The sequence below is a fragment of the Lentzea sp. genome, from assembly GCF_035525475.1.
GTDB lineage: Bacteria > Actinomycetota > Actinomycetes > Mycobacteriales > Pseudonocardiaceae > Lentzea.
In genome coordinates, this window is sequence record NZ_DATLEC010000144.1 from 1 (window position 1) to 20,526 (window position 20,526).

Below are 20,526 nucleotides of genomic sequence, written 5' to 3' on the forward strand. Positions count from 1 at the left end.
CAGGTCGAGGTCTTCCAGCGACGCGGCCTTGCGGACCTTGGCGACCGTGGATCGTCTACCCACGGGCGTCTCCCCGGTGCTGCGGCATGGCGTTTTCCATCGAGAAAGTTCCCCCTGAATCGTTGGAATGGAATACTTCGCGCGCTGGATCCGGCATGGCTCTGCCCTGTCCGGAAATTGGTTCTTGCATGTCTTCAATTTACCATTTCCGGTCCATTTGGCAGGGGTGTGTCTTTATGGTTCGCGAGTGTTCACGCTGGCGTCGCGGTCGTCGTCGGCAAGCGGTTCGGTCTCGATGTGATCGACGGTCCAGGCGACGGTGTGCGGTTCGGCCGCGTTCACGGTCGTTCCCCCGAGGTGTCAGGCCGGGAACCCCGGCTCTGCTGGGTGAGGGCTTGAGTCAGGCGGGCGGGCAGCGGCGATGGTCATGCGCAAGACGTTGCGACTCGGGTCGCCCGGTGGTGTAGTCCTGGGTTCTGCGGAGTGAGTGCCCTGGTGCAGGTACGAAATCGGCGCGAAAGGTGGTGGTGTCGAGTCGATCGGTGTGGAAGGAGCGATTGCGTGTACACGCAGCGGTACGGGGCGCTGGAGTTGGGCTTCACGACGAGCTTCGAGATGAAGTGGAACGATCGCGATTCCGGTGGCACCAACGACGGTCAGTTCTGGCTTCCGCGCCCGCCGTCTGGATGGCGGGTGCTGGGTGGGGTGGCCCGTGGCCACTACGGCAACCTCAACGGCACGGCGGGCGGTCTGGTGGTGCGCGAGGCGGAATCGGGTACGCAGATGCTCAAGTCCCCGGTGCGCTACGAGCGGATCTGGAAGGACACCGGCAGCGGCGCGGAACTGGACGGCGCGATCTGGCGGCCGATCCCACCCCCGGGGTACGCCGCGTTGGGCGACCTGTGCTGGCGCGGGCACGGAACCCCGCCGCTGGACGCGGTGGCGTGCGTGAAGGTCGAGCACGCGGGGCGCCGCTACGTGCGCCAGGCCGAGGTCGGCAAGTGGATCTGGAGCGATGCCGACTCCGGCGCCGACCAGGACGTATCGGTGTGGTCGATCATCCCTCCGCCTTACCCTGCGGACGCCGAGAAGCGGCTGCTGCTGCCGGGAGACCTGTTCACCGCCTTCCCTTTCTACGACAAGCCCTCCACCACGCCGGTGGTCAACGTGCTGGACCTGCCCGCGGTGGTCACCGAGTCCGACGAGCCGCCGATCCCGGTGATGACGTCGTATGACAGGCCGCCCTCGACCACACAGATCATCGACCGCACCACCGTGGTGCCCTACACGCTGCTGGTCGACCCCGGCCGCGACGAGGCGTGGCGGGCGGCCAACACCCCGTTCTACACGCTGCAGCGCAAGCGATCCTTCGAGGTGGTGATGCACCGCGACAACCGCAACGGAAGCGGAACCGCGCCGATCTCCCAGACCATCGAGACCGGGGTGTCGAGGGAGGACAGCGAGGCGTTCAGCGTCAAGACCGGGGTCACGGTCACCGTCGAGGCAGGGGTGGCCCTGGACGTGTTCTCGGCCAAGACCTCGGTCAGCGTGTCGCTGGAGATGGGCTACGAACGCCGTACCGCGGTGACCCGGTTCCAGCGCGACAGCAAGACCCAGGGGCTCAACGTGCCTCCCCACGCGGCGGGGTGCATGTGGGTCGAGGCCCACGAACTGGTGCCCATCCGCCGCGACGGCAGCCTCATCGGTGCCACCCTGGCCTTCTCCGTGGACTCCTACATCACCGGCGAGTACCCCGCGGGCAGCGGCGTCGCCCACATCACCGATCCCGTCGAGCTGGCCGCGCTCCAGTCGGCTCCCGACGATGCGGTCCCCGCCCAGCAGACCGCTCCCGCTCGGGCACCCCAGCAGGCGTGAGGACATCGTGCGGTCCCCCGGCTCCGAATCGGGAACGCCGCACGACGTGCGCAGTGGCCGGCAGCCCCGACGGGCGTACTGCTGCTCGACGGGATCCGTAGCTGCGGTAGCAGGGATTTGTGAATGTCGAACCGGCGCAGGCTCGAATTCTGGTGATCAGATGTTCGAGCCTGCGCCGCGTTGTGGCGGATGTGGTGGAGCGCTCCTGTCGTCAGTCGGTGTCGGTCGGGACCAGGGCGCGGCCGTGGGCGTCGCGCGGGTCGACGAGCGGAGTGACGCGGTGCTCGGTGCTGACCACGACACCGAAGGTGCCGAGCAGGACGAGGACTGCGGTGATCAGGCCGGTGATGCCGTCGCCTTGGCCGGGGGTGAGCAGGCCGGAGCCGACCAGGCCGGTGAGGCCGCCGACGATGGAGCCCGCGACGCGCAGCGGGCGGGGGCGGGGATCGGACACGAAGGGTTCCTCCTGAGCGTGGTTGGGGTGGTTGCCCTCGTGCCGCTCGAACCACAGGACGAAGCGCGGGCACGCTTTGCCGAGTAGCCAGAGCAGCAGCGCGAGGGAGAGCACGAGCGAGCCGCCGCCGGGTTCGAGGCCGGCGGCGGTCGACTCGTGGGTCATGGGCGGATCAGCCAGTTCCCGGCGTAGATCCGGTTGGGCTCGGCGATGCCGTTGCGCGCGGCGATGGCCGCCACGGTGGTGCCCCAGCGCGCGGCCAGCGCGGAGAGGGTGTCGCCGGGGCGGATCTGGTAGCGCCCACCACCACCCGGTGCCGGGGACCTGGATGGTGTTGCCCGCGTAGATCCGGTCCGGGTTGGCGATCCCGTTGCGGGAGGCGAGTTCGGCCACGGTGGTGCCGGTGCGCGCGGCCAGCACGGAGAGGGTGTCACCGGGGCGGATCGTGTAGTTCATCCAGCCCGAGGGCGCGGACGGCGGCGCGGGCTGTGGGGTCGGTGCCGGGGCGGGTGCGCCGTCGAGCACGAACGAGCCGACGCGCCAGTCGCCGATGGTGGCGTTGCGGTCCACGAACCCGGTGAAGCCGGGGACGATGCCCTCCTGGACCTTCACCGAGCAGTAGGAGATGTTGTTGCCCTTGACGGCGGGGTGTTGATGGTGCGAGCAGGGCTCACGTTGGATGGAGTGCAGCTCAACGCTGTCGACGAACTGGCTGCGGCCTTCGCCGTTGGTAGTGATCGTCTGTGGGGCATGAGTCCCTTCGGCGGGAGCACGAGTGATCCGGTCTGGGCGACGGATCGACCTGTCCGCCTTCCTGAAGCCCGGACAGGTCTTCACGCCCCTGCACGAGTCGAAGCGCTTCACCGTGCTCGACACAAGATCCACACCACATGAGGACGTCCTGACGCGGGTCGAGCGACTGTTCGAACTCAAGCTCGACCGCGCGTCGGTGGTGCATGGCGTTGATGGCATCACCGAGGGCTTCCGCACAGATCGCGAAACGTGGGTGAGGATCGAACAACGGGTGGCGTGGCGGATCAGCAGCGCTGCGTGGGTCGGCTTGGAAGCCTCCTCCGTGATCGAGCACGTCCCCAAGCCGCAATGGTTCCAATCGGCGACCTGGGCCGATGATCCACGTGGCCTTGCCTGGCGGGCCGATGAGATGGAGTTCGTCTCGGCTGGCTCCATCCGGTCGGAAGGCGGCCTTGACGTCGCTCTCAACCTGCCTGACCAGTGGTGGGTCGACCTACGACGTTCGTTGACAGCCCTTGCCGCTCACGCTGCTCAGCGCGTGGGCATGAGTCAGAGCCATCTGTCCAAGCGAATCGGTCAGGTGTTCGACGGGGTGGACACGATGGTGGAGGAGTGGACCACAGCGCACGCTGACCTGCACTGGGGCAACGTCACGACCGACGGCATGTTGATCGACTGGCAGGACTGGGGCTTGGCACCGCGTGGCCACCACGCGGCCACGTTGTGGCAGTCGTCCCTGCCGAACGCGGCCCTGGCAGAACGCGTCCAGGAGGAGTTCGCCGCTGACTTGCAGACCCGATCAGGCAAGCTCTCGCAGCTACTCCACTGCGCCAACGCGATCCGCATCGCCGACAATCGCAACATGGTCACCCCGTTCCTCGGACCCGCCAAGGTCGCGGCGAAGCGCCTGCTCTCGGAGCTGAGCCGCTAGTCCGGCCAAGGGGGCTCTGCTGACCACCGGTGAGGTCAGGGGGTGCCGGGCCTCACCGGTACGGTCTGGCGGGTCTAGCTACCTCCACGGGGTCCAACGGCCTCGATGGCCAGCTCGGGCCCCTGAGCAGCCACTACAGAGTTCCTCTGCTGTGTAGTCAGGTCCACTCGTTCCGGGAGCAAGCCCTCGTACCCCCGCAGGTTGACCATTTGGTCGGCGGCTTGTCCGTTGTGGACGTTAGTAGCCCGTTTGAGTGACGCGGGTAACACCACACGGCCGACTTCGCGATGTGGTGCTCATGACCGCATTCTGGCGACAACTGCCGACGAACGTCCGCCGCACCGCACTCGGAATCTCGGCGGTGGTGCCGCTGGCGATCGTCGCGGGCTGCGGCCAGCCGTCCACCGGCCTCGCGACCTCCTCGAGCTCGATCTCCTCCACCACAACGACAACGACCACCACCACGACCACCACGACTCCGCCGCCGGTGACCGTGGAGTCCGTCGTGGACGGTCGTACCGTGGCGCTGTCGAACGGTGCCAAGGTGGTGATCCAGGGGCTGGCCGCGCCCGGTGAGTGCTGGGCGACGTCGGCGGTGGAGTTCGCCACCAAGACGTTGGTGGGCAAGCCCGTCCGGGTTGTGGGCTCGCAGCTGGTGCTGGCTGATGGCGCTGACTACGCGGTGCTCGCGGCCGGCCAGGGCGTTGCGCGCGCCGTGGACGGTGCGGAGGCCGCCATCGCGCAGGCTGCGGCGATCGCGAAGCAGGCCGGCCTCGGCTTCTGGGGTCCGTCGTGCGGCGGGCTGGACGTGAAGCCCGCGCCGCAACCCGTTGCGCCCCAACCGCAGCCTGTCGTGCCGCAGCAGCGAACCGTTGCGCCGCAGCCGCCGCCCGCTCCCGCACCGCCTGCTCCCGCGCCCCCGGCGTCCGCGTACTACGCGAACTGCGACGCGGCTCGTGCGGCCGGTGCGGCACCGCTCTACGCGGGACAGCCCGGTTACCGGGCGGCGCTCGACCGCGACAAGGACGGCGTCGCGTGTGAATGACGCTCGCGGCGGGGTGGGATCTCCTCGCAGGTGAAGGCCTCTGGTCCGGTGCGGGCCCAGGTAGCCTTCCCCGCATCCCGCGAGCGAGTTGAGAGGCAGCCCACATGAACGGACCGTTGCCCGACAGAGTCACCGTCATCCCGCCGGACGTCCTGGCGCAGATGAAGTCGTTCCCCCTCCACGGCGACGAAGGGCTGCAGAACAAGCTCCTGTGGAAGTCCCCCGACGGGGACACGATCGTCGGCCTGATCCAGATGGCGCCGGGTGCGCGCGACGCCGGGCACAACCACCCGTCGGCCACGCAGCACACGTGGGTCGTCGACGGCAAGGTGAGCATCGGCGGAGTGGAGGCCGGCGCGGGTTCCTACGCGTTCGTGCCGCCCGGTGTGGACCACGAGACCGTCGCGGGCGACGAGCCGGTCACGATGTTCTACATCTACCAGCCGTTCGCGCCCGAGCACGACCACGACCACGACTGACGTTGGACCGCAACATTTGTCGTGCTCACCCATCTGTGGGGTGAAGTTCGGACGGAAGCGCGGCGACCGCGAATAGGTTGTCCCGCATGAGTTCTGTGGTCGCCGCGTTATTACTCGTGGCCGTCATCTCCGTGGGAGCGACGGCCTCGGCCGACGCTCCCGCCGCGAGGTGCGCGGCCGCCCCCGCTGTCGTCTCCGGCACGGAGACAGCCGTCGAAGCGCGCGTTCTCACCGGCTGCACGGCCGGTGAGCTCGTCGTCTTCCGCGCCGCGCTCGTCGCTCGCGTCCACGGCACCTCCTGCGCCGCGGTCTCCTCGGAGATCGAGGCGGACCCGGCCGTTGCGCCGCAGTGGGTCCGCACCCGTCTGGAACTGGTCTGCGGACCCGGTGAGAACGGCCGTCTCAGCTCGTGGGTCACCGTGGAGACGCAGGACTCCACCTACGGCCTCGGCACCGAGGTCGAGGACGCCAACCCCGCCGCCCGGCACCTGTGGACCGTCGAGCTCGTCGCGGGCCTCGGTGAGCTGCCGGAGGCGCCCGAGTCGGCGGTGAGGCAGTCCGGCGGGCGGAGCGGCTCGTGGGTGCGGGCCGACCACGAGGTCTACGACGGCTGAACTGGCCCCTTGCGGCATGATGCGCCGATGCGTCCCGAGGTGTTCGTGGTCTGGGCACACACGAGTCCCGGGTGGGACACCGCGCGCACCAGGGCGTGGCGGGACACCCTGCGCAGGTTCGCGGAACTGCTGCACCGCATCGGGGCGAAGCCCGAGATCGACCTCTACCACCAGCACGAGCCCGTCGACTGGCCGACGTTCTGCCTGCAGCGCATGGAGGACGCGGACCGGATCGCGGTGGCGGTGTCGCCGGGCTGGGCGCTCGCGTTCAGCGGCCGCAACCCGGACAGCCGCGGCGTGGAGTACGAGCTCAAGCACCTGCGCGGGTTGCTCATGCGGCAGCCGGAGCTGTTCCAGCGCAAGGTGATCGTCGTCGTGCTGCCCGGCGCGAGCCTCGACGACATCCCGCTGTCGCTGACCTGCGTGCCGCACTACGTGGTCGACCCGGACGATCCCGCGTCCGCTGTGGACCTGGAACACCAGCTGTCCTGGCGGCCGATGTACTCCACGCCCGTGCCGCGGCTGCGGGAGCTGGCGCGGGCCGGCGATCCCGAGGTCGTCGCCGAGCTGCTCAACACCACCGTCTACCTGCCGGACCCCGGCCTGCCGGGACTGGTCGCGGCCGACGTCACCGGGCACGAACGCGCCGTGCTCGCCTTCACCGGGCTCGACCGGCTCGCCGCCTACCGCCGGCTCAAGGGCTTCTCCTGGGACGACCGGTGGCTGGAGGTGGAAGGCGCCGAGCTGCTGCCGTTGGTGGCGCCGCTCGGCGTGGGGGTCGTGGTCGACGCGGGAGCGTCGCGCGAAGAAGTCTTGTTCGTGTCGGCCGCCGAAATCCGGGGGCTGATCGGCTGACGTTCGGATATCGTTCACGACCAAACTTCCACCGTCGGGAGGTGCCGTGAGCGGGTTCAGCGTCGACCCGGCAGAACTGAGGGCACTCGCCCGCCCCCTGTCGCAGGCCGCCGAGGACGTCACCTCCCTCGCCCGCCACCCGGACGGTCAGCCGGATCCCTCCCGGGGCGGACTGTTCGCCGCGCTCGCCCGGTTCCGGGACGCCTCCGACCACGCGACAGCGGAACTGGTGCGCGACGTTGAAGGCACAGCAGACCGCCTCATCGACACAGCCCGCCATTACGAACACGTGGACGTCTTTCCCGCGTGAGCCTCTCCAGCGACTTCCACTCCCTCCGGAGCGTCCAGGAGTGGTTGAAGCGGATGCGTGACGAGTGCGCATCCGTGGCGTTCGCCCATGCCAAGGCGACGGCCACCGGGTGGACCGGAGTCGCGAGCACGAGGTTCGACGAGTACCGCTACCGCGCCAGGAAGCGTTGGCTCGACGTGTCCGACGCGTTCGAGATCGCCCATGACGCCGTGGAGACCTATCTCTACACGCACATCGAGGTGAGCCGCCTCGTCCAGCACGCCGACCAGGAGCAGGCGGACCGGCTCTGGCGGCAGCTCGCCGAGGAGGAGCACCTCGCGGTGCGCGCGGTCGGCGACGCGACCGACGAGCTGAGACACGTGCGGTCCGAGCTGCGCGACCCCGGACCCGTCCCGGCAAGTGTCGGGGAGCCTGCTGCGAGCCGGTCCGCGGTGGAGCCGGTGCCGCTTCCGGTGCTGTCGCGCGCGGAGGACTTCCTGGCGAAACCGCACGTCGAGACGGTTTTGACGACGCTCGCGATCACCGCGCGCTACCCGCGTTGGCGGAGGTGGTCAACGGGACGGGGCTCTGTCGCGTTGTAGAGGTGAAGGCGCTCGGCCTACGGCGATCGGGTGGGTACAACGCGGTGATCAAGGAAAGGGTTGCTGTGGTGTCGACCGCAGACCGATCACGCACCGTAGGCTGTCCAGGCGCCTAGGCTGGGGGTGATCGCGGAAGGGGTGGTGTGAGTCGTGGGGCTCGCGGAGTCCTTGCTCACGTGGCTGCACGGCTTCGTGGGCGGGAGTGTCTGCCCCGGTGACTGGGTGTGGACCACCACAGCGCTCGGTGCGGTGCTCGGGTTGTTCCCCACGGTCGGGGCGCTGCTGTCCATCGTGGTGCGCCGCATCGTCGGCAACTCCTACGGCGCCGTGACGGGCGCGATCTTCGCCGTGCTCGGCGTCGCCAGCTGTCTCGTGCTGCCGTGGCTGATCATGCGCGGAACCGTGCAGGGGCTGGGCAAGCGCACCGTCGCCGGCTCCGGTTCGCTGGACGACCTCACCTGCTTCGACCAGTTCTCGCAGGGCCGCTACCTCGTCGACGGCACGCCGTCGATCATCGGCATCGCCCAGCGGCCGACCGCGGCCCCGGTGTTCCTGGTCGCCGCCGGCATCACCGTCGTGCTGGCGCTGCTGTGCCTGCTCTTCGTGATGCTGCAGGCGGGCTCGGCGTTCCGCCTCGGGCCGAACTGGCCGCGCCGCGTGTTCTGGCCGCCGTTCCTGGTGCTCCTCGCAGCCACGTCGGCACTCCCGGTGACCCTGGTGGGCCATGTGCTGCTGGGCTTTCTGCCGATTGCGGTAATCGGCTCAATCGTCGTGCGGATTTTCGGGTTGACTACCGCCATGCTCAACCGCCCCGGCCGCGACCGGTCCCAGGACCGGAACTCGCAGAACCCGCCGCCACCGCAGCCGGTGGCGCGCACACCGCAGCCCCAGCTGCCGCAGAACCCGCAGAAGAAGGCGCCGACCAAGCCGATCACGGCGGCCCAGCACCAGCCGCCGCAGAACCCGCCGCCGTACCAGCCGGCGCAGGTGCCGAAGTACCAGCCGGCGCCGATGAACCGGCCGATGCGCCCGGTGAACCAGCCGCCGCCGCAGTACCCGCCGACGCGCGTCGCCGAGGTGCTGCCCCAGCCCAAGCCCCCGCAGCCGTCCCAGCCCGCGGTCCTCGCCGACACGCCGGGCCCGCTGCCGTTCGGGCCGGGTGCCGCGAACGCCGACTCGCCCGCGCCGGTGCAGAAGTCGGGCAAGGTCTGGAACCCCGGCAACGGCAGGTTCCGCCGCGTCCGCCAGCTCGGTTCCGGCGGCTTCGGCACGGTCTGGCTGGCCGTCGACGAGCAGCTCGACCGCACGGTGGCGGTGAAGCTCGCGCACGCCCCGGACAACGAGACCGAGGCGCGCATGCTCCGCGAGGCCCGCGCGCTGGCCGCGGTCAGGCACCCCAACTGCGTGCGGGTGTTCGACATCGTCCAGGACCCGGACGGCCTCGCCCTCGTCATGGAGTACATCGAGGGCGCCTCGCTGTCCGAGACGGTCCTGAAGAACGGCCTGATCGACGACAAGCTGGCCGCCCGCCTCTGGCTGAACATGGCCGACGCGCTGGCCGCGGCCCACGACCGAGGCGTCCTGCACCGCGACGTGAAGCCGTCGAACGTGATCGTCGACGGCCAGGGCACCGCGCACCTGATCGACTTCGGCATCGCCCGCTCCAAGGGCGACAGCACCCTCACCGCCACCGGCATGATGGTCGGCACGCCGGACTTCCTGGCCCCGGAAACCGCGAGGGGCGAGACGGCCTCCCCGGCGTCCGACTCGTGGCAGCTGGCCGCAACGGTCTCCTACGCCCTGACCGGCCACCCGCCGCGCGGTTCCCGCGAGAACCCGATCTCCTCGCTGATGGCCGCGGCCCAGGGCGAACCGATCACGAAGCTGCCGCAGAACAGCGCGCACGCTCGCCTGCTGCTCGCGGCGATGGACCCGGAACCGGCGCGCCGCCCGACGCTGGCGCAGGTGCGGGGTCAGCTCTCGCAGTTCCTGGACCAGCAGGGGATGAGCAAGGAGGGGCCGGTGACGAAGATGATCAGCAAGCCGACGCCGCCCCCGACGAGGCACATGCCGATGTAGGCGGGGTGAGGCCTGAACGGGCCTCACCCCACCCAGCGGTCTAGTCCAGCGCCTTCGCGATCACCGGTGCCAGGCTGCGGCTGTACTCGCCGTTCACGTGGTCCGCGTCGAAGTAGACGACCACGTTCCCGATCACCGAGTAGCACTGCGCGTCGTCGCAGAAGTACTCGCTCAGGTCGATCAGCGACACCCCGGGCACCTTGGTCGTGCGGGCCACCTCCACCAGCGGGTCGACCGGGTGGGCCTCCGCGCGCGGGACGGCGCACGCCAGGGGGTTCGCCGGGTTCAGGGTCACGCAGTCGGGGGAGCGGACCTCGCCGTTGTAGGGCGGGTCGGCCAGGACGACCACCTGTGCGCCCGCGTCGGTCCACTTGCGCCACCTGGGCTCCAGGCCCGCGCGGTACTGCTCGGTCTGGTTGCCGCCTGCCAGGGTCTCCTTGCGGGCGAAGAACGACGTCAGCACCTTCGACGGGCGGTCGGCCGCGATCACGTCGGTCATCCGCCTGGTCCAGGCCGCGCAGCGGTCGACCTCCTTCTGGGTGGGGGCCTTGCCGCGGAACTCCGAGACGCGGACGTCGGCGAACGGGCAGCCGCCCAGGAACGCGATCTTGAAGTGCCACTTGCGTTCGCGGGCCACCTCGAAGAGCGACGCCTGCCACTGCTGCGCGTGGGAGTCGCCGACCAGCCAGACCTTCTCGGCGGCGGGGGAGCCGCCGGAGAAGTCGCAGATCGACGTCGTGTGCTTGTCCTCGGCGTTGTAGTCCTGGATCTGCCTGCACTCGGGGGCGAGGCGCCAGTACTCGTTGGCCGGGCCCATCGCGGCCACCCTGGCCGGGCCGAACGGGGTGGGGCAGCCGTTGGTGCCGATCATGGCGCCGGCGCCGTGGCACGGGCTGCTCAGGCCCGCGGCCACGTCCCGTTCTGCCTGCGCCACGTGGCGGTCGTAGGTCCACTGCAGGCCCGTGGCGAGCACGGCCACCACGGCGATGCCGGCCGCCATGCCCGCGAACGTCAGGCCGCTGCTGCGGGTCAGCGGGCCCCACGACATGCCGCGGTCCTCGACGACGACCTTCGACAGCCAGGCGAGCGCCAGGGACAGCGCGAGCAGGCCCAGCAGCCACGGCGCGCTGAGCTCGCCCTTGTCCAGCAGGCCGCTCAGCGCGAACGGCGCGAGCAGCACCACCGGCCAGTGCCAGAGGTAGAGCGAGTAGCTGACGTCGCCGACGAACTGCACGGGCCGGGAGGCGGTCACCGCGGTGTGCCACTGACGGCCGGGACGCAGGCCCGAGACGATCACCAGACCGGTGCCGACGGCGGGGACGAGGGCGAGGTACCCGGGGAACGGCGTGTGGTGGTCGTAGGCGAACGCCGTCGCGATGATCATCGCCAGGCCGGCGAACGCCGCCAGTTCGGCGAGGAGACGGGGGAGCACCAGGCGCGTGGCGGCCAGTGCCACGCCGGCGCCGATCGCGAACTCCCACACGCGGACCGGCGTGATGAAGTACGCCGCGCTCGGCGAGACGGTCGTGTAGTAGACGCTCAGGCCGAGGGACAACGCGCCGAGCACCAGGACGCCGGCCACCACCCAGCGGCGCCTGCCGATCTTGAACATGCCCATCAGCAGCAGCGGCCAGAACAGGTAGAACTGCTCCTCCACCGACAGCGACCAGTAGTGCTGGACCAGGCTCGCGGCCTCGTTCTGCGCCGAGTAGTTCACCGACTTGCCCGCGAGCAGCCAGTTCTCCCAGTAGGAGGCGGCGGCGAAGGACTCCCACGCGTTGGCGGTCCAGCGCGGGTACGGGAGCAGGAAGTACGCCAGGACGACGCTGAGGACGAGGACCAGGAACGCCGCGGGCAGCAGTCTGCGGACGCGCCGCGCGTAGAACTTGCCGAGTCGCACCCGGCCGGTGCGGATGATCTCGCGGTCGAGGTGCGAGGTGATCAGGAAGCCGGAGATGACGAAGAAGACGTCGACACCGATGTAGCCGCCGGTCAGCGCGTTCGGCCAGAAGTGGTTGACCACGACGGCGAGCACGGCGATCGCCCGCAGGGCCTGGATGTCGGTGCGGAACCCTGGCGCCTTCGGCTTGTCCTCGGGTCTTCGGCTGCCGTGCTCCGGAGGTGACTCGACGGTGGTGCTCATCCTGCGCTGATCCCCCCAGGTCAGAACCCCGCACGACGACCCCGGGACAAGGGCAGTACGTCCTTCGAGGTCGCTCGATCGGGTTTGCGAGCAGGGATGCTAACCCATCGCACCTGGTGAGAGCACATCCATGGCACACCTCTAGGCGATCCGGGTGAACGTTGTACCGGTCCGTAACGGTGGTTCATCGTTCAACGACCTAAGCCGTGGTCCACCCACGAGTTCGGGCATCGCACGAGGATGCCCCGCGAAGAGTGGTGAGGCGGTTTCCGCCGATCGCCTCACCACTCATCTTCGAGCGACGGGACGGGATCAGCGGGAGCTGAGCGCCTTCTCGAGCATCGGTGTCAACGTGCGGCTGTACTCGCTGTTGACGTGGTCGCCGTCGTAGTAGACCGCCACGTTCCCGATCACGCCGTAGCAAAGCCGCTGGTCGCAGAAGTAGTCGGTCAGGTCGACCAGCGACACCCGAGGGTTGCTGCTCGACTTCGCGACCTCGCCCAACGGCTCTGGCGGCTGGGCGCGTTCGCGGGGGATCGCGCACGTCTTCGGGTTCGACCGGTTCAGCAGCACGCAGCTGGTCGACCGGACGTCCCTGTTGTACGGCGGGTCCGCGAACACGAACACGCGCGTGCCGGTCGCGGTCCACGCCGACCACCACGGTTCGATGCCCTCGCGGTACTGCTCGGTCTGGCTGCGGCCGCTGCCGTCGTCCACGAACTCCTGGCGCGAGAAGAACGACATCAGCACCATCGACGGCTTGTCGTTGGTGATCGCGGGGAACATCTGCGCCGTCCAGTCGCGGCAGCGCAGGATGTCGCGCGGGCCCGCGGCGCTGCGGTAGCCGGTGAACTGGACGTCGGCGAACGGGCACCCGCCCAGGATGCCGATCTTGAGCAGCCACCTCTCCTTGCGCGCCACCTCGAACACGGGCGTCTGCCACTGCTCGGCGTGCGAGTCGCCGAGCAGCCACACGGTCTGAGTCGGCTCGCCGTCACCGCTGAAGTCGCAGACCTTCACCGTGGACTTGTCGTCGACCTTGAAGTAGTCGGTCTCCACGCACTCCGGCGCGAGCCGCCAGTACTCGTTCACCGGACCCATCTCCGGGACGCGCGCGGGGCCGAACGGGTCGGGGCAGCCGTTCGACGCGATCATCGCGGCGGCGCCGTGGCACGCGTCGCCCTTGCCCGTCTGGACGTTCCGCTCGGCGGCGGCGGCCTGCTGGTGGTAGTTGGCCTGCAGCACGCCCGCCATGACCTCGACCACGAGCAGGCCGGCGATCATGGTCGCGAATGTCAGCCTCGTGTCGCGGACCAGCGCGGGGAACGTGCGGGCGCGGTCCTCGACCAGCACCTTCGTCAGCCACGCCAGCGCGAACGACAGCGCCAGCAGCCACAGCAGCCACGCCGTCGTGAGCTCGCCCTTGTCCAGCGCGCCACCCAGCGCGAACGGCGCGAGGATCAGGAGGGGCCAGTGCCACAGGTACAGCGAGTAGCTGATGTCGCCGACGAACTGCACGGGCCGCGACGCCGTGACGGGCGTGTGCCACTGCGTTCCCGGCCGCAGACCGGAGGCGATCACCAGCGCGGTGCCGACCGTGGGCATCAGCGCGAGGGAGCCGGGGAACGGCGAGGTGTGGTCGTAGGCGAACGCCGGAACGATGATCATCGCGAGGCCCAGGCCCGACGCCACCTCGGCGGCGACGCGCGGCAGCACCAGCTTCGACGCCGTCAGCGCGACGAACGCCCCCAGCGCGAACTCCCACACCCTGGCCAGGGTGTTGAAGTAGGCCTCGTTGGGGGACATGGACGTGTAGACGACGCTGAAGACCAGCGAGATCACGCCGAGCCCCGCGACGCCGGGCACGAGCCACCGCCGGTTGCCGCCGAGCATGACCAGGCCGACCAGCAGCAGCGGCCAGAACAGGTAGAACTGCTCCTCGACCGAGAGCGACCAGTAGTGCTGCACGACGCTCGCGGCCTCGTTCGCCGCGGAGTAGTTCACCGACTTCGCCGCGAGGAGCCAGTTCTCCCAGTAGAAGGCGGAGGCGAAGGTCTCCCACGCCGTCGCGGTCCAGCGCGGGTACGGCAGCAGCGCGCCCGCCAGCAGGACCGTGACGGCCAGCACGAGCAACGCCGCGGGCAGCAGCCGCCGGATGCGGCGCGCGTAGAACGTGCCGAACCGGACCTTGCCGGTGCGGGCGATCTCGCGGCCCAGGTGCGAGGTGATCAGGTAGCCGGAGATGACGAAGAAGACGTCGACACCGATGTAACCGCCGGTGAGCGCGGCCGGCCAGAAGTGGTTGACCACGACGGCGAGCACTGCGATCGCGCGCAGGGCCTGGACATCGGTGCGGAATCCGGGCGATGCGGGCGTCCGGCTGCTCGCGCCCCACAGCTTTCTGGCCTGCGCGACGCGTGCCTGGACGGTAGTGCTCATGCCTCGCCCGATCCCCCTGTCAGCCCGGGGGGATCGTAACTGGAGCGAGACGGCCGGGCGGCCCGATCCGGTGAGGCGAGGGTCACCGCCAGCTGGGCAGCCAGAGCTGCTGCTGCCACATCTCCGGGGTGATCGGGTTGCCGTTCAGGATCGGCCACAGCCACACGAAGTTCGCGACCACGATGCCGGTGTACAGGGCCACGACCAGCAGTCCCGTGCCGCGCCGCTCGGGCCCCGCGGTCCTGCGGCCCAGGATCTCGCCCAGCGCCAGCACGATCAGCAGCACCAGGAACGGCGCCATCGGCGTGACGTAGAAGAAGTACATCTGCCGGTCGAGGTTCAAAAACCACGGCAGCAGGCCCGCCGCGTACGCCACCAGGACGCCGGCGTAGCGCCAGTCCATCCGGCCGACGGTGCGGAAGACCGCCCAGCCGATCACCGGGAACGCGAGCCACCACATCGCGGGCGTGCCGATGAGCATGATCGCGCCGAGGCACGACGCCGCGCCGCAGCCGGTGACGGAGTTGTCGTAGTAGTAGAGCATCGGGCGCAGGCCCATCGGCCATGTCCACGGCTTCGACTCCCACGGGTGGCGGTTGGTCTCCGAGGTGACCAGCTCGACGTGGAACTTGTAGACGTTCTTCGCGTTGTACCAGAGCGACTGCAGGACGTCCGGGACGTACGAGACGTCCTTGACCTTGCCGCCGACCACGTGCCGGTCGATGCCGGTCTCGCTGGCCATCCACGGGAACCACGTCGCGACGTAGACCAGCACCGGGATCGCGACCAGACCGCCCAGCGACGGCAGCACGTCCTTCGCGAGAGCGCCGCGCCAGGGCTCCTCGACACCGGCCGCCCGCCGCGCCAGCGCGCTCCAGACGACGGTCAGGAGGCCGAACGCGGCGATGTACCAGATGCCCGACCACTTGATGCCGCACGCGAGACCGAGCGACACGCCCGCACCGAAGCGCCACCAGCGGAAGCCGATCCACGGGCCGAAAGCGGAGTTGTTGACGAACCCCTCGCGCACGGCGACCGCCAGCCGTTCCCGCATCTGCTCGCGGTCGACGACCAGACAACCGAACGCGGCGACGACGAACAGCGCCAGGAAGATGTCGAGCATGCCCATCCGCGACTGGACGTGCGAGACGCCGTCCGCGATGAGCAGGATCCCGGCGAGAGCGCCCAGCAGGTCCGACCGGGTCAGCCGACGAGCGATGCGGACGATCAGCAGGATCGTGATCGCGCCCGCGAGCGCGGAGGCGAACCGCCAGCCGATGCCGTCGTAGCCGAAGAGGCCCTGGCCGATCGCCATGAGCTGCTTGGCGAGCGGCGGGTGGACGATCAGCTCGTAGCCCGGGTTGTCCTCGTAGCCGCCGTTGCGCAGCACCTGCGCCGACTGCGGCACGTAGTGCTTCTCGTCGAAGATCGGCGTGCCCTTGTCGGTGGGGTAGCCGAGGTTCCAGAACCGGACGAGGGCACCGACGAGCGTCACGGCGATGGTGACGAGCCAGCCGCGCAGGCGGTCTCCGGACGGCGGCGGGTCGAGTGTCGCCGCACGGTCCGTGCGTGGCTCCTCGACGACGACGGGCGCCTCTCCTGGCTGCACGAGGACTGTCACGCCGCCGATCGTAGGGTGAAGCCTGTGAGTCCTGTATCCGGTTCAGGCCGTCTGGTTCTGGCAGCCACCCCGCTCGGCGACATCCGCGACGCTTCGGCGCGCCTGGTCGAGGCACTCGAGACCGCCGACGTGATCGCGGCGGAGGACACCCGCAGGCTGCACAGCCTGGCCGCCGCGCTGCAGGTCAAGCCGTCGGGGCGGGTGATCAGCTTCTACGACCAGGTCGAGACCTCGCGCCTTCCCGGCCTGCTGGAGTCGCTGCGCAACGGCGAGACCGTGCTGCTCGTGACGGACGCCGGCATGCCGAGCGTGTCCGACCCCGGCTACCGGCTCGTCGCCGCGTGCGTCGAGCAGGACCTCAAGGTCACGTGCCTGCCGGGACCGTCGGCGGTGACGACCGCGCTCGCCCTGTCAGGCCTGCCGAGCGACAGGTTCGCGTTCGACGGCTTCCCACCGCGCAAGTCCGGCGAACGCAAGCGCTGGTTCGCGCCGCTCGCCACGGAACAACGCACGGTCGTCTTCTTCGAGGCACCTCACCGGCTCGCGGCGACCCTCGCGGACGCGGTCGAGGTTCTCGGACCGGACCGGCGCGCCGCCGTGTGCCGTGAGCTGACGAAGAAGTACGAAGAGGTCGTGCGCGGGACGTTGGCGGAACTCGCCGAGTGGGCCGTGGAGGGCGCACGCGGCGAGATCACCGTGGTTCTCGGCCCGGCCCCCGTCGAGGACAAGCCGGACCTCGACGTGCTCGTCGCCGAGGTGAAGCAGCGCGTCGCCGACGGGGAGCGGATGAAGTCGGCCGCCGCCGAGGTCGCGGAGGCGGCCGGGGTCAGCAAGAAGACCCTCTACGACGCCGCGGTCAGGTCAAGCTGACTCGCGGTGGAACGTGCGGACGCCGTAGAACACGCCGGCCAGCACCAGCGCCGCCACCGCGATCAGCCCGAACAGCACCGAACCGGTGTTGAAGATCGACCGCTCGGCGTCGACGACGTGCGCGAGCGGGTTGACCCGCGACAGCCAGTAGAGCCACTTCGGGCCGTTCGACATCGGCAGCAGCACGCCCGAGAGCAGCATCACCGGCACGATCGTCGCCGACAGCACCGACGCGAAGACGTACTCCAGCTTCACCTTCAACGCGATCGCGTACGACATGGCGCCGATGGCGACGCCCAGCAACGCCACCAGCCCGAGGCCGAGCAGGACCTCGCCCGGTGACGCCCTGAACCCGAACAGCGTCGCCGCGAGCACGATCAGCAGGCTCTGCACGACCAGCAGCACCACGTCCTTGCCGACCCTGCCGACGAGCAGCGCGACCCGGCTGACCGGCGTCACCCGCAGCCGTTCCATCACGCCCGTCCGCACCTCGGGCAGCAGCGAGAAGCCCGCGTAGGCCGTGCCGAACAACGCCATCTGCACCAGCAGGCCCGGCACGAACCACTGCCAGCCGGTGTCGCCGAGCAGCGGCCCGAACAGCCCCAGGTAGAGCAACGGCTGGGCGAGCCCGAACACGACGAAGGCCGGGTTGCGCACCACCGGCAGCATCACGCGGGCGAAGACGAGCCAGGTGTCACGCAAAACGTTCCTAGGCAGCATTGGCTTCCTCCCTCAGGGAACGGCCGGTCATGGTCAGGAACACGTCGTCGAGCGTCGGCCGGTGCACCTGCACCGAGTGCAGCTCGACGCCGATGTTGTCCAGGTCGCGCAGCAGTCCCGGCAACGCGCGGTCGCCGTTCGGGATGCGGAAGCTGACCTGCTCGCCGTCCACGACGGCGTTCTCGAACTTCTCCGACACCAGCGACGCCTGCGGGGTGCCGAGCACGACCAGGTCGCCGGAGACCTGGTCCTTCAGCTCGTCCGGCGAGCCCTCGCCGACGATCGCGCCGTGGTCGATCACCAGCAACCGGTCGCTGAGGAAGTCGGCCTCGTCGAGGTAGTGCGTGGTCAGGAAGACGGTGACGCCGTCGGCCTTGAGCTGCCTGATGTGCTCCCACAGGTTGCGGCGGCTCTGCGGGTCGAGGGCGGTCGACGGTTCGTCCAGGAACAGCAGCCGCGAGTCGTGCAGCATGCCCATCGCGATGTCGAGCCTGCGCTGCTGGCCGCCGGAGAGCGTGATGACGCCGCGCTTCTCCAGACCGGTCAGGTCGAACCGTTCGAGCAGGTCGGCGACCTTCTTCCGGGCGTCGTGCTTGGACAGGCCGTAGAAGCGCGCCTGGAACTCCAGCTCCTCGGCGACGCGCTGTTCCGCGCCGGCGCCGTTCTTCTGCCCGACGTACCCGATGTTGCGCCTTACGCCCGCGGGGTCGGTCAGCAGGTCGTGTCCGGCGATGACCGCTTCGCCCGCCGACGGCCGCAGCAGCGTGGTGAGCATGCGCAACGTCGTGGACTTGCCGGCGCCGTTGGGCCCGAGGAACCCGACGAGCTCGCCCTCGGCGACGTCGACGTCCACCCCGCGCACCGCGTCCACCGGACCGGTCTTCGTCGCGAACCGGCGCGCGAGGCCGCGTGCCTTGATCATGACTGATCCCCCTCTAGTCAAGTTTGACCAGAGGCTAGCGCGAGCTAATCAAATTTGACTAGTCCCGAAGGTCGTACTCGCCCGCCTCGAGCCGGTCGATCAGCTCCCGAGTCCAGCGCACCTGGCCTTCGAGGTGGACGAGCCACAGTCGAAAGAGCTCGCTGACGTGCGCGGGCTTGCCCATCGCCGGCATCGAGGAGATGCCGTGCCTGGTCGGTGCGAGCTGGCCTTCGAGGCCAGCCAGGCGGTTCTCGAGCATCACGACCGCCTGCCCGCGGGGGACGAGGTTGAGCATCGCCACGCCCGCGGAGACCTCGTCGTTGCCGGCTGTCGCGTCGGCCAGCGAGTGGGAGAGCATGTTCCCCAGTTCGCGCTCACCGGCCGCGGTGATCTTGTAGGTGGTCCTCGCGGGACCTTCCGCGGACTCGGTGCCCACCGGTTCGAGCAGGCCGTCCTTGGCCAGCGACTTCAGCGCGTGGTAGATCGAGCCGGGCTGCACGTTCGCCCAGCTGTCCGCCGACCACGACTTCAGCTCGCGGCGCACCACGTACCCGTGCGCCTCGCCGACGAGCTTGACGACGCCGAGCACCAACATCCTCGTCGCGGACAACAGACCTCCCACTCGGTGAAAACCGCCTGGCACCGCCTCCGTAGGCTATGTGCATGAGTGCCTCCGTACTGACCGCGGTGGCCTGGCCATATGCCAACGGCCCCAGGCACATCGGTCACGTCTCCGGTTTCGGTGTCCCGTCCGACGTCTTCTCCCGCTACATGCGAATGTCCGGACACCGGGTGCTCATGGTCAGCGGCACGGACGAGCACGGCACGCCCATCCAGGTGCAGGCCGAGAAGGAAGGGCTCACGGCTCGTGAGCTCGCCGACAAGTACAACCGCGTGATCGCGTCCGACCTGCAGGGCCTCGGACTGTCCTACGACCTGTTCACCCGCACGACGACCGGCAACCACTACCAGGTGGTGCAGGACCTGTTCTCCGCGCTGTGGAAGAACGGCTACGTGATCCCGAAGGTCGAGATGGGCGCCATCAGCCCGTCGACCGGCAGGACGCTGCCCGACCGCTTCATCGAGGGCACCTGCCCGATCTGCGGCTACGACGGCGCGCGCGGCGACCAGTGCGACAACTGCGGCAACCAGCTCGACCCGATCGACCTGAAGAACCCGCGCTCGCGGATCAACGGCGAGACGCCGAAGTTCGTCGAGACCGAGCACCTGTTCCTCGACCTGCCGTCGTTCATCGAGTCGCTGGGCTCGTGGATGGGCGCGCGGACCGAGTGGCGCCCGAACGTCCTCAAGTTCTCGCAGAACCTGATCTCCGACCTGCGGCCGCGCGCGATCACCCGCGACCTCGACTGGGGCGTTCCCATCCCGCTCGACGGGTGGAGCAACCAGCCGATGAAGCGGTTCTACGTGTGGTTCGACGCCGTGATCGGGTACCTGTCGGCGTCCGTGGAGTGGGCCCGCCGGTCCGGGAACGACGACGCCTGGAAGGAGTTCTGGACCGGTGACGCCCAGGGCTACTACTTCATGGGCAAGGACAACATCGTCTTCCACTCGCTGATCTGGCCGTCGCTGCTGCTCGGGCAGAACGGCGCGGGCGACAAGGGCGGCGAGCCCGGCCGGTTCGGCACGCTGAACCTGCCGACCGAGGTCGTGTCGTCGGAGTACCTGACGATGAGCGGCTCGAAGTTCTCCACCTCGCGCGGCACCGTGATCTACGTCGGCGACTTCCTCAAGGAGTTCGGGCCGGACGCGCTGCGGTACTTCATCTCCGTCGCGGGTCCCGAGAACCAGGACACCGACTTCACCTGGGAGGAGTT

General features: G+C 69.5%; 18 protein-coding genes. 11 read left to right on the plus strand and 7 right to left on the minus strand.

Going from position 1 to position 20,526, the window contains the following annotated elements; genetic code table 11:
- Window positions 1-561: 561 nt before the first annotated feature.
- On the plus strand, window positions 562-1,875 hold the full coding sequence (locus VM306_RS23885) for a Vps62-related protein (protein ID WP_325518789.1): 1,314 nt from the start codon (window positions 562-564) through the stop codon (window positions 1,873-1,875).
- A 211-nt stretch (window positions 1,876-2,086) separates the two neighbouring features.
- On the opposite strand, the gene VM306_RS23890 is transcribed toward VM306_RS23885, so the two are convergent.
- Window positions 2,087-2,941, minus strand: coding sequence for a LysM domain-containing protein (locus tag VM306_RS23890; RefSeq protein WP_325518791.1), 855 nt, complete (start codon window positions 2,939-2,941; stop codon window positions 2,087-2,089).
- Window positions 2,942-3,104: 163 nt separating this feature from the next.
- Here VM306_RS23890 and VM306_RS23895 point away from each other — a divergent pair, with 163 nt between their 5' ends.
- From VM306_RS23895 to VM306_RS23930, 8 genes are all read left to right on the plus strand, one after another.
- Complete coding sequence (locus tag VM306_RS23895) at window positions 3,105-4,013, plus strand: hypothetical protein (protein ID WP_325518793.1); 909 nt, start codon at window positions 3,105-3,107, stop codon at window positions 4,011-4,013.
- Between the two features lie 298 nt (window positions 4,014-4,311).
- Window positions 4,312-5,058: an excalibur calcium-binding domain-containing protein gene (locus VM306_RS23900; RefSeq protein WP_325518795.1), complete on the plus strand. Its 747-nt coding sequence runs from the start codon at window positions 4,312-4,314 to the stop codon at window positions 5,056-5,058.
- A gap of 104 nt (window positions 5,059-5,162) precedes the next feature.
- Window positions 5,163-5,537, plus strand: coding sequence for a cupin domain-containing protein (locus VM306_RS23905; protein WP_325518797.1), 375 nt, complete (start codon window positions 5,163-5,165; stop codon window positions 5,535-5,537).
- Between the two features lie 86 nt (window positions 5,538-5,623).
- Entirely contained in the window at window positions 5,624-6,151 is a 528-nt protein-coding gene (locus tag VM306_RS23910; RefSeq protein ID WP_325518799.1) for a hypothetical protein, read from the plus strand.
- A 27-nt stretch (window positions 6,152-6,178) separates the two neighbouring features.
- Entirely contained in the window at window positions 6,179-7,006 is an 828-nt protein-coding gene (locus tag VM306_RS23915; protein WP_325518801.1) for a hypothetical protein, read from the plus strand.
- A gap of 46 nt (window positions 7,007-7,052) precedes the next feature.
- Window positions 7,053-7,316, plus strand: coding sequence for a type VII secretion target (locus VM306_RS23920; RefSeq protein ID WP_325518803.1), 264 nt, complete (start codon window positions 7,053-7,055; stop codon window positions 7,314-7,316).
- Window positions 7,313-7,897 carry a putative T7SS-secreted protein gene (locus tag VM306_RS23925; protein WP_325518805.1) on the plus strand — a complete coding sequence of 195 codons (585 nt, stop codon included), beginning with the start codon at window positions 7,313-7,315 and terminating at the stop codon, window positions 7,895-7,897. The genes VM306_RS23920 and VM306_RS23925 overlap by 4 nt, the downstream gene beginning before the upstream one ends.
- A gap of 150 nt (window positions 7,898-8,047) precedes the next feature.
- Window positions 8,048-9,976 (plus strand): serine/threonine-protein kinase, encoded by a 1,929-nt coding sequence (locus tag VM306_RS23930; protein ID WP_325518807.1) that lies wholly within the window; start codon window positions 8,048-8,050, stop codon window positions 9,974-9,976.
- Between the two features lie 40 nt (window positions 9,977-10,016).
- On the opposite strand, the gene VM306_RS23935 is transcribed toward VM306_RS23930, so the two are convergent.
- The 3 genes from VM306_RS23935 to VM306_RS23945 form a co-directional block, all read right to left on the minus strand.
- The gene (locus VM306_RS23935; RefSeq protein ID WP_325518809.1) at window positions 10,017-12,119 is read right to left on the minus strand and encodes an acyltransferase family protein; all 2,103 of its coding nucleotides are present in this window, start codon (window positions 12,117-12,119) and stop codon (window positions 10,017-10,019) included.
- 312 nt (window positions 12,120-12,431) lie between these two features.
- On the minus strand, window positions 12,432-14,558 hold the full coding sequence (locus VM306_RS23940) for an acyltransferase family protein (RefSeq protein WP_325518811.1): 2,127 nt from the start codon (window positions 14,556-14,558) through the stop codon (window positions 12,432-12,434).
- 82 nt (window positions 14,559-14,640) lie between these two features.
- Entirely contained in the window at window positions 14,641-16,179 is a 1,539-nt protein-coding gene (locus tag VM306_RS23945) for a dolichyl-phosphate-mannose--protein mannosyltransferase (protein ID WP_325518813.1), read from the minus strand.
- A 24-nt stretch (window positions 16,180-16,203) separates the two neighbouring features.
- Between VM306_RS23945 and rsmI the strand changes: the two genes are divergently transcribed.
- Window positions 16,204-17,049 carry a 16S rRNA (cytidine(1402)-2'-O)-methyltransferase gene (gene rsmI / locus VM306_RS23950; protein ID WP_325518815.1) on the plus strand — a complete coding sequence of 282 codons (846 nt, stop codon included), beginning with the start codon at window positions 16,204-16,206 and terminating at the stop codon, window positions 17,047-17,049.
- Here rsmI and VM306_RS23955 read toward each other — a convergent pair.
- From VM306_RS23955 to VM306_RS23965, 3 genes are read right to left on the minus strand one after another with little or no spacing between them, the layout of a single operon-like run.
- Window positions 17,041-17,769: an ABC transporter permease gene (locus tag VM306_RS23955; RefSeq protein WP_325518817.1), complete on the minus strand. Its 729-nt coding sequence runs from the start codon at window positions 17,767-17,769 to the stop codon at window positions 17,041-17,043. The genes rsmI and VM306_RS23955 overlap by 9 nt on opposite strands.
- Window positions 17,759-18,691 carry an ATP-binding cassette domain-containing protein gene (locus VM306_RS23960; protein ID WP_325518819.1) on the minus strand — a complete coding sequence of 311 codons (933 nt, stop codon included), beginning with the start codon at window positions 18,689-18,691 and terminating at the stop codon, window positions 17,759-17,761. Before VM306_RS23960 ends, VM306_RS23955 begins: the two co-directional genes overlap by 11 nt.
- A gap of 58 nt (window positions 18,692-18,749) precedes the next feature.
- Complete coding sequence (locus VM306_RS23965) at window positions 18,750-19,301, minus strand: PadR family transcriptional regulator (RefSeq protein ID WP_325518821.1); 552 nt, start codon at window positions 19,299-19,301, stop codon at window positions 18,750-18,752.
- Between the two features lie 53 nt (window positions 19,302-19,354).
- Between VM306_RS23965 and metG the strand changes: the two genes are divergently transcribed.
- Window positions 19,355-20,526 (plus strand): methionine--tRNA ligase (gene metG / locus VM306_RS23970; RefSeq protein ID WP_325518823.1); only part of this gene is annotated, 1,172 nt, incomplete at its 3' end.

Excerpts from the sequence above, each read along its gene's own strand:
- VM306_RS23900 (WP_325518795.1), top strand. The coding sequence starts at position 4,312 with ATGACCGCATTCTGGCGACAACTGCCGACGAACGTCCGCCGCACCGCA.
- VM306_RS23905 (WP_325518797.1), top strand. The coding sequence starts at position 5,163 with ATGAACGGACCGTTGCCCGACAGAGTCACCGTCATCCCGCCGGACGTC.
- VM306_RS23910 (WP_325518799.1), top strand. The coding sequence starts at position 5,624 with ATGAGTTCTGTGGTCGCCGCGTTATTACTCGTGGCCGTCATCTCCGTG.
- VM306_RS23915 (WP_325518801.1), top strand. The coding sequence starts at position 6,179 with ATGCGTCCCGAGGTGTTCGTGGTCTGGGCACACACGAGTCCCGGGTGG.
- VM306_RS23935 (WP_325518809.1), bottom strand. The coding sequence starts at position 12,119 with ATGAGCACCACCGTCGAGTCACCTCCGGAGCACGGCAGCCGAAGACCC.
- VM306_RS23940 (WP_325518811.1), bottom strand. The coding sequence starts at position 14,558 with ATGAGCACTACCGTCCAGGCACGCGTCGCGCAGGCCAGAAAGCTGTGG.
- VM306_RS23955 (WP_325518817.1), bottom strand. The coding sequence starts at position 17,769 with ATGCTGCCTAGGAACGTTTTGCGTGACACCTGGCTCGTCTTCGCCCGC.
- VM306_RS23960 (WP_325518819.1), bottom strand. The coding sequence starts at position 18,691 with ATGATCAAGGCACGCGGCCTCGCGCGCCGGTTCGCGACGAAGACCGGT.